Origin of the sequence: Streptomyces thermoalcalitolerans, from assembly GCF_039525155.1 — a bacterium.
GTDB lineage: Bacteria > Actinomycetota > Actinomycetes > Streptomycetales > Streptomycetaceae > Streptomyces > Streptomyces thermovulgaris.
This window is the reverse complement of record NZ_BAAAHG010000153.1, coordinates 1-628: the sequence shown is the minus strand read 5'-3', so window position 1 is coordinate 628 and position 628 is coordinate 1. Positions and strand designations below refer to the sequence as shown.

Annotated in this window: 1 pseudogene; it reads left to right on the top strand. The window is 67.5% G+C overall.

Going from position 1 to position 628, the window contains the following annotated elements:
- Positions 1 to 493 (top strand): annotated as a pseudogene (locus ABD224_RS29310) (DUF3459 domain-containing protein); the annotation flags it as partial.
- Positions 494 to 628 lie beyond the last annotated feature (135 nt).

Here is a 628-nt window from a genome sequence, read left to right as displayed (position 1 = left end):
GAAGTACCAGCTCAAACCCCGCGACTGGGAGGCGGCCGAGCGCGAGGGCCGCACCCTGACCCCCCTGATCACCCGCCTCAACCACATCCGCCGCCGCAGCCCGGCCCTGCGGCAGCTGCGGAACCTGCACTTCCACCACGCCGACAAGGACGCGGTGATCGCCTATTCGAAGCGGAGCGGATCGAACACGGTGATCGTGGTCGTCAATCTCGATCCCCACCACACCCAGGAGGCCACGGTCTCGTTGGACATGCCGCACCTCGGCCTGGACTGGCACGAGTCCACGCCGGTGCACGACGAACTCACCGGCGAGACCTATCACTGGGGCAGGGCCAACTATGTGCGTCTTGGGCCCGGCGGAGCACATGTGCTCACCGTCGGCCGGGGGTCCGGGGACCACGCGGCACACGCCGCTGGTGTCACGACCGGGGATGAACACAGCGCGGTTCTGCGACCGTCCAACCCGCAGATCGGAGGGTCACCCACACCATGAGCGTCAATGAGCCCGTTCCGGACACCTTCGAGGACACTCCGGCCGGGGACCGGGATCCGGAGTGGTTCAAACGTGCCGTCTTCTACGAGGTCCTCGTCCGCTCCTTCCAGGACAGCAACGGCGACGGCATCGGCG